This window comes from Haladaptatus sp. (genome assembly GCF_049589095.1).
In the GTDB taxonomy this organism is placed as follows: domain Archaea; phylum Halobacteriota; class Halobacteria; order Halobacteriales; family Haladaptataceae; genus Haladaptatus.
The window spans coordinates 1-7,414 of the sequence record NZ_JBAWAC010000092.1 but is presented as its reverse complement, the minus strand read 5'-3'; the positions used below and the strand labels follow the sequence as shown (position 1 = coordinate 7,414).

General features: G+C 56.4%; 8 protein-coding genes. 4 read left to right on the top strand and 4 right to left on the bottom strand.

Going from position 1 to position 7,414, the window contains the following annotated elements; all coding sequences use genetic code 11:
- The coding region (locus WBV42_RS03110; protein ID WP_423984736.1) for an aspartate aminotransferase family protein at positions 1 to 849 on the top strand (849 nt) is incomplete at its 5' end.
- A gap of 86 nt (positions 850 to 935) precedes the next feature.
- Positions 936 to 2,090, top strand: a complete 1,155-nt coding sequence (locus WBV42_RS03105) for an NAD(P)/FAD-dependent oxidoreductase (RefSeq protein WP_423984735.1) — start codon at positions 936 to 938, stop codon at positions 2,088 to 2,090.
- Between the two features lie 10 nt (positions 2,091 to 2,100).
- On the opposite strand, the gene WBV42_RS03100 is transcribed toward WBV42_RS03105, so the two are convergent.
- The 3 genes from WBV42_RS03100 to WBV42_RS03090 form a co-directional block, all read right to left on the bottom strand.
- Positions 2,101 to 2,715, bottom strand: a complete 615-nt coding sequence (locus tag WBV42_RS03100) for a hypothetical protein (protein WP_423984734.1) — start codon at positions 2,713 to 2,715, stop codon at positions 2,101 to 2,103.
- A 267-nt stretch (positions 2,716 to 2,982) separates the two neighbouring features.
- On the bottom strand, positions 2,983 to 4,416 hold the full coding sequence (locus WBV42_RS03095) for a multicopper oxidase family protein (RefSeq protein ID WP_423984733.1): 1,434 nt from the start codon (positions 4,414 to 4,416) through the stop codon (positions 2,983 to 2,985).
- A gap of 168 nt (positions 4,417 to 4,584) precedes the next feature.
- The gene (locus WBV42_RS03090; RefSeq protein WP_423984737.1) at positions 4,585 to 4,983 is read right to left on the bottom strand and encodes a DUF302 domain-containing protein; all 399 of its coding nucleotides are present in this window, start codon (positions 4,981 to 4,983) and stop codon (positions 4,585 to 4,587) included.
- Positions 4,984 to 5,171: 188 nt separating this feature from the next.
- Between WBV42_RS03090 and WBV42_RS03085 the strand changes: the two genes are divergently transcribed.
- On the top strand, positions 5,172 to 5,531 hold the full coding sequence (locus tag WBV42_RS03085) for an SHOCT domain-containing protein (RefSeq protein WP_423984732.1): 360 nt from the start codon (positions 5,172 to 5,174) through the stop codon (positions 5,529 to 5,531).
- A 55-nt stretch (positions 5,532 to 5,586) separates the two neighbouring features.
- On the top strand, positions 5,587 to 6,753 hold the full coding sequence (locus WBV42_RS03080) for an ISH3 family transposase (RefSeq protein WP_423984731.1): 1,167 nt from the start codon (positions 5,587 to 5,589) through the stop codon (positions 6,751 to 6,753).
- Here WBV42_RS03080 and WBV42_RS03075 read toward each other — a convergent pair.
- Positions 6,743 to 7,414: TraM recognition domain-containing protein (locus tag WBV42_RS03075; protein ID WP_423984730.1), on the bottom strand; the 672-nt coding region annotated here is incomplete at its 5' end. The genes WBV42_RS03080 and WBV42_RS03075 overlap by 11 nt on opposite strands.

The window sequence follows — 7,414 nt, the reverse complement described above, 5'->3', positions numbered from 1 at the left end:
CCCAACACCGTTCCTTACGGAACGGGTATTCCCGACGTCGTCAGCGACACCGTCGTCGTGTTCCCCTACAACGACAAGGAAGCGACCGAGCAAATCCTCCGTGAACAAGCCGACGATCTCGCGGCGGTTATCATCGAACCCGTGATGTTCTCCTGTGGCTGTCTCCTACCGCGTGACAACTACCACGAATTCCTCCGAGACCTCACGGAGGAACTGGGAATCGTTCTGATCTGGGACGAAGTCATGACGGGCTTCCGACTCGGTCCGCAGAGTGCACAAGGACGGTTCGACATCACCCCCGACATGACTACGTTTGCCAAAGCTGCCGGTGGCGGCTACCAGATCGCTGGGTTTGGTGGCAAATCCGAAATCATGGACGAGATCATCCCTCCGCGAAAGAAGGAAGCATCAAAGTGGAACACCTCGACGTTCCACGGCGGGACCTACAACGGTCATCCGGTTTCAGCCGCGGCCGGGTTGAAGACACTCGAAATCCTCGACGAGCGGGACGTCTATGAGCATATCGACCGTCTCGGCGACCGTCTGTTCACCGGTCTCCAGGAAGTAGCCGACGACGTCGGCATCGATGCCAACGTCCAACACATCGGTTCGATGGGCCAGGTGTACATGACCGACCACGATATTCACCGCTACCGTGATACCTGGCACGCCAACGAGGACCAGTTCGCTGATTGGTGGCTCGAAGCCGCCGCCAGTGGCGTCTTATTCGGAAATCCAATGCAGGGTGAGCGTTTCTTCACCACCTATTCACACACAGAAGAGCAGATCGACAACGCACTCGAAGCCGCAGAAGAGGCGTTTCGTGCTGTGGACCATGAGTACGAGTAAACCATGAGTACTCGAGATCACTGGTCGATCTTGGAGACCAGCGACTCATCCGCTGTCCATCACGGCGAGGTACGACAGGGGATACGATGACGGGTGAGTCCGACGATGTCATCATCATTGGTGGTGGGGTCATCGGGTGTGCTATCGCTCGTACCTTAGCGAGTGATTATGATGTAGTCGTTCTGGAGCGGGGACAAATCGCAGGGGAGGCATCGGCGCTCGCTGCAGGTGAAATCACGATGGCACCATCATATTCCGATGTTCCCGCGATCGCCAACCACGCCATCGAATTTTTTCGACGGTACGACGGGACTGGACAATTTACCTTCACCGAGTGTCCAAGTCTTGAACTCGTTACCCTAGATCGTGAAGGTGAGTCTCGAAGACGCGTGAAGCGCCTTGCTTCCAAGGGAATTGATGTCTCGTTCGTCGAAGCTAACCAGGTTGAAGCGGCCTATCCTCGGTTCGACCTTTCCGAGTATGTCGGTGCAATCAAGTACGACGACACCGGGTTCGTCGACCCCTACACGTTCGCGATGACACTCAAAAAGGACGCAGCGTCGAGAGGAGCGACGTTTGAGACCAAAACCACGGTAACAGATATCCGAACCAATAGTGGAGAAGTTCAAGGTGTCGAAACAACCTCAGGTACCTATTCCGCTCCATCTGTCGTCGTCGCTGCTGGTTGGCGGAGCGAGGGCTTTCTCCGTGATTATCTCCAACTTCCCATTCAGCCGTACCGAACGCAGTGTGTCGTACTTACGCTCGAAAATGGTTTGGTGACGGATGTTCCGATGGGATGGGTTCCAGGTGAACACGTTTACTTCCGCCCGGAACAGAACGGAGACCTACTCGTCGGCGGTTGGTCGTTTGCCGAAAATGCTCCCGAACACGCAAGTACGAATGATGATGAGGCGTTCCGAAATCACGTCGCCACTCTTCTCCCGAAATTCATGCACGGGTTCGAAAGAGCTCGATTCGTCAACGGGTGGGCCGGGATCGACGGCGCAACACCCGATACGAGGCCGATAATCGATGCACCGAATGATGGTCCCGCGGGACTGTTAGTAGCGACTGGTTTCCATGGTCGGGGTGTGATGAGTGCACCCGTTGCAGCGACGGCAATCCGAACTCTCATCACGGGTAGTGAATGCTCGTTCCCACTCGATGAATTCGCTCTCGATCGATTTGAATCCCGATCGCCCAATTTCGAGTTCCAAAGTATCAGTGCAGGAGACTGATCGCTTTCATTTAGTCGATTTTTGTCAATGCTCCCTGTGATAACCTGGCGGCTAATCGCTGACACACTTTGCTGGCATCGGCCGAAACTTTGCCCGTTACGTTTCTGGTTGAGATGTCTTCACGCGATAGTCTCCCGTTGTGACTTAGGCCGGGAACGCGCTCGGCCATCTCTTCCATGACGCGATAGCCATCGTTCGTGTACGTACAGCCGTAGTGGGTTGCGACCTCTCGATAATTGAGTCGTGTGACCATCACGTCGTTCGTCTTGGCAACGTTCTTCGCGTGTTCGAGGACATTCGACGAGGATACGGTCTTTGTCGACGTTGTCGGCGAGCAGGTGGGCCCTTTCTCGAACTCGTGGGCTTGCAACTCATCGATGTGTTCGCCAGAGGACTGCGTTTTGCGGACAAGTGCCTTTCTGTGGGCTTTCGCTTCGTCTGCCTTGTCTTCTCTGGCATCGACTCGTTGTTCGAGTTCATCGATTCGCTCGTCTTTCTCGGCGACTTCCTGCTCGAGGTTGCCAATGCTGTCAGTGAGTGTCTGGACGTGCTCGACAAGGTCGCTGACCGAGACATCGTAGTCATCGAGAATACTGGACTCTCCGGAAGTGGTGGTCTCATTCATTTGCAGGTACCTCCACTGGGACGCAGTGTCGTCTCCTGGTGTCGAGAGCTGTGGCAGGTGGGCGATGGTGGTGAGCGGACCGATACAACGGATAGTCGTGTCACTGGGGGTGTGCGTGTGCTCAAGACCAGTCATGGCAGAATCGAGTTGACTGAAACAGTGGAAGGTGGCTTGTTGCGGTTCGTCCTGTTCCGTCGTCGTGACCGGTGGGGTAATTAGACGAGCTGTGGTGCGTTCCGCACCGTGATCACCACAAATCCCAAACAACTAATCTTGGATATATTCTACGACACGAGCCATCCCGGATTCTAGGTGATAGAGGTTGTGACAGTGGAACAACCAGTTACCGGGGTTATTAGCCAAAAAGTCGAACGTCACTGACCCCATATGACCCGGCACGATAACCGTGTCCTTCATTGCGTCTCCGACCCGGAAGAAATGCCCGTGGAGGTGCATCGGATGAAGCACTGGACTTCGATTCGTCATCTTCACGTGGACGTGTTCGCCTTCCCGAATCTGTAACGGATCAGCGTCGGGATATGCTTGCCCATCGATGAGCCAGCCATACGAACCACCCATCTCAGGCGATAGCGTCAGGTCGAACGTCCGATCGGGACTTCCACGGAGTTGTTTCGGGAGTTGCTTTGCTTGCAGATCGCTATACTGGAGTGTCCGCCCCCACGAATTGAGACCAGCTAATGACCCTGGTGTATTCTCATACTGGAGAATTGCACGAGCTGGCTGTTCGTAGCCATCGACTGCTTCCCCTCGTATTTCCCATGCACCGGGATTCGTCGCTTCGACGATGGCATCGTAGCGTTCACCGGCACCGAAAACGAACGAATCGACCGAGACGGTGTCAACGGGTCGCCCGTCAGTGTGCGATATCCGTAGTTTGTGACCGGCAATACCGACACGGAATGCAGTCGCACTGCTGGAATTAATAAAGCGTAGGCGGACCCGTTCTCCCTCCTTGACGTCGAATGTGGCGGGATCTTCCGGGAGACGACCGTTCACGAGCAAGCCAGCATACGGTGGCCGTTGGTCACCCATCATCCCCCCCATTCCACCGCCACCCATACCGCCCATTCCGCCACCACCGCTCGACGATCCCTCGAGTGGTTCAGGTGCATGGGTGAGATAGTCGTCGAACACGACGGTGTATTCGCGGTCATACTCGACATGCGGCGATTTCTCTTCGATTACGAGTGGTGCAGACAGTCCACGGTCAAGTTGGAGACCAACATGGCTGTGGAAGAAGTACGTTCCCGCCGGTTCAGCCCGAAATTTGTACGAAAACGTCTCGTCAGGCTGAATCGGGTGTTGAGTCACGTTCGGCACGCCGTCCATACTGTTGGGGACGGGGAGGCCATGCCAGTGGACCGTCGTTTCTGTGGGGAGACGGTTCTGCAAATCAACGCGAACGATGTCGCCTTCGGTGGCGCGGAGTTCGCTGCCAGGGAACGATCCGTTGTACAGCCAATTCTGTGCCGACGAAGAGGCCGGTGACACCGTTCCGGGAGATGCAGTCAGTGTTGTTTGTACGTCCAGGTCGCCCGACACCGTTGGCCGTGGGGCGACTGTCTTTTCGTCGTCGGATGGGGAGACAAAACTAGAGGAACAGCCAGCGAGGGAACCAATTCCTGTGACACTGAGTCCACGGAGGAGGGCGCGTCGCGAGAGACGTGAATCGTCCGTCATTGATCAGCGTACGAACTGAAGCACAATAAGGAGCAGTATTGGGGATAGAACGAAAGATTCTGAAAGAACACCTGAATATGAACGGGGGGAGATTTAGGCGGCCACCGCAGGCAACGGGACCAACCAGGTCAGGTCGAACGAAGTGCCAATCACCAGCAGAATAGCTTGTCAGTACTCGGCAGCGACCTCATCTAACACGCGGGCGAATCGTTCGCGAACATCTTCGGCGATATCGTCGAGAGCTGGGTTCTCGACGACACCCAGCAGGGTATCGGGGTCAACGGCGCTGACGACCACGTCGCTGTCGTTCTTGTAGACGACGACGTTACAGGGCAGCAGTGCGCCAAGATCGCGTTCAGCGTCCAGTCCTTGTTCGGCTAGCGGTGGGTTACACGCGCCGAGGATGCGGTACTCCGGATATCCCTCGAGACCGAGTTTTTCTTCGAGTTTCGCTTGTAGGTTGATGTCGCTCAGCACGCCAAACTCCTCGGCTTCTAGCGCGTCGACGGTCGAGTCGACAACATCTTGAAACGGACCATCGAGTCGGCGGGTCATCGTGTAGCTCATAACCATCTCACGGTTCGTCCGCCACTAATATTGTGTTTAAGGAACAATCGTGATGGCTGCGAATATGTATACGAAACGCGATGATGAAATTGCGACGTGCGACGAAGTTACGTTCTCAGGGGACAAGAATCAGCAACTCGATATAATTCATCAGTCGTTGTAGTACTAGATGTAAGGGTGAACTAAACATGACTCTCGCACGCCGACTCGAAACAAGAACTGCGACGCTGGCCACTCTCGCGACGACGCTCCTCGCAACGACGACGGGAACGGTCGTCGCTCACACCAACGGGGCTATCGGCGGCGCCCACTCGTGGGGCGGTCACATGTGGGGTGACGGCTGGATGGCTGGTCCCGAGTGGATGGGTCTCTGGGGACTCCTTTGGATGGGCGTCTTCATTGTGATACCTCTTGCACTCGTGTACCTCGCTACACGCCGCGAGACCGAGCGCAAAACAGACTCCGCAGCGGCGGTACTTCGAGAGCGATACGCCCGCGGCGAGATCGACGACGATGAGTTCGAACGGCTACGAGCGAAACGCTCGTAGCTCAGCCTCAGTACATCACAAAGCCGGTTAGTTGAGACGTCTGCTTGCAGAAGGTGTGTCTAAAACCAAGCAAGCAGACAATGAAATCCACGAGGACCAGGTCCTTAACTTCCTCGTCAACTCTCTTGACGAGGAAGTTGCTCTCTCCTTCGCTGAAAACGCCAAACTCGACGCTGAAGGCATTTACGAGGTCCTCGTCGGCGCGTGCGCCGACGGGACCTCGGTCTCTACGCTCTGTGAGAACAGCAAAGATGCGCCTCACGAAAATTCAGTTCTCTACCATCTTCGCACCAAGTTCGACCTTGAGACGCTCGAACAAGTTGGCAACATACTCCTCCAGAAGGACGTTCTCGATGTACTCCCCGAGCAGGTGGAGGTCGTCGCTGACCTCCACCTGCGGCCCTATTATGGCGACGAAGACGACACGGACGGTCTCTATCACTCGCAAGCGAAGCGTGGAACCACCGCGTTCCACGCCTACGCCACACTCTACGCGCGTGTGAAGAACAAACGCTACACACTGGCGGTGCGCCGTCTTACCGACGGCGACACCGCCAGCGGCGTCCTCGCAGAGTTTCTTGGCATCCTTGACGGCCTTGACCTCGGTGTCAAGGCCGTCTACCTTGACCGCGAATTCTACGATAGTAAGTGTTTGACGCTGCTTCAGGCACACAACCACGCCTACGTTATGCCGATCGTCCGTTGGGGACGGACGATCAAGCAAGAACTCTCGGAAGGCTGGAGTCGCGTGATTCAACACAGTCTGACGGCGAAACTCGACGGTCACAGCTGGACCGTCGATTTTCCCGTCTACATCGACTGTACCTACCAGAACGGGCGGTACGATGAACACGGCGTGGCGCGTCACGGCTACGCCGCTGACGCGCCGTTCATCGACACGCCACGAGACGCTCGATACCACTACGCGAAACGCTTCGGTATCGAGGCCAGCTATCGACTCTCCGAGCAAAGTATTGCGACGACCTCAACACAGAATCCGGTCGTACGGCTGTTGTACGTGGTGGTGAGCTTGCTGTTACAGAACGTCTGGCGGTTTCTACATTGGGAGTACGTGGCGACGCCCCGCCGTGGGGGGCGTCGCCTCTGGCAATGGTCGTTCAAGGAGTTCATCAACATGGTCCGACGGGCAGCGTGGACGGCCCTCGCGACGCGTCGGGCCGTCCCCGCGAACCGGCCACCGGACGACCGGTTTACCCGGTAACTTTCGGTCGGGCTAGCCTGCGGTATGAGTGGCGACGCTGTCGCGTCGGCGGCAGACCGCCGCCGACAGCGACGGCTCGCCTTCGATTCGTCCATGCTTCTCTCGTCGAGACCGTCAGAGCAACCGCTCCGACACAGAACTCAGGCTTCAGAAACAGTTGGCCGAGGATGCTTTGTGAGGTACTGAGACTCCGATGAATCACGTCCTCAGCGTCCCCTTCCGACCGAAGTGGTGGATACGGCGCGAACGTATGGATTTTCAGTGGGTCCGAGTACTGCATCCCGCCCTTGATCGGGATTCGTGTCCAGACCTGGTAGTTCTCGGTCTCCATCAAATCCTCCTCATTATACCCTTTGAACAGCTTCGCGACGGGTCGGGCGTCCTCGTCGTTCGGGAGTCGGAAGATCACCGGGTTGTTACAGTTCGCTTTGACGGCGCTCAGTACGCCCGCTTCTTTGAGTTGCTCGGGGTACTGGCAGGCTATCGTCACCGATAGGCGCATTGAACGTGCCCGTGCAAGCATATTTTTGACATCGAGATTCTGACTCGCGATGGCATCGAACTCGTCGAAAATCGCAAAGAACGGCTCGTTCTCTCCGTCCTCGAACGACCGGTTCTGGACGGCGCTCCAGATCGGGCGCATCACGCCAAGGGTGATCAT

Excerpts from the sequence above, each read along its gene's own strand:
- WBV42_RS03105 (WP_423984735.1), top strand. The coding sequence starts at position 936 with ATGACGGGTGAGTCCGACGATGTCATCATCATTGGTGGTGGGGTCATC.
- WBV42_RS03100 (WP_423984734.1), bottom strand. The coding sequence starts at position 2,715 with ATGAATGAGACCACCACTTCCGGAGAGTCCAGTATTCTCGATGACTAC.
- WBV42_RS03095 (WP_423984733.1), bottom strand. The coding sequence starts at position 4,416 with ATGACGGACGATTCACGTCTCTCGCGACGCGCCCTCCTCCGTGGACTC.
- WBV42_RS03090 (WP_423984737.1), bottom strand. The coding sequence starts at position 4,983 with ATGAGCTACACGATGACCCGCCGACTCGATGGTCCGTTTCAAGATGTT.
- WBV42_RS03085 (WP_423984732.1), top strand. The coding sequence starts at position 5,172 with ATGACTCTCGCACGCCGACTCGAAACAAGAACTGCGACGCTGGCCACT.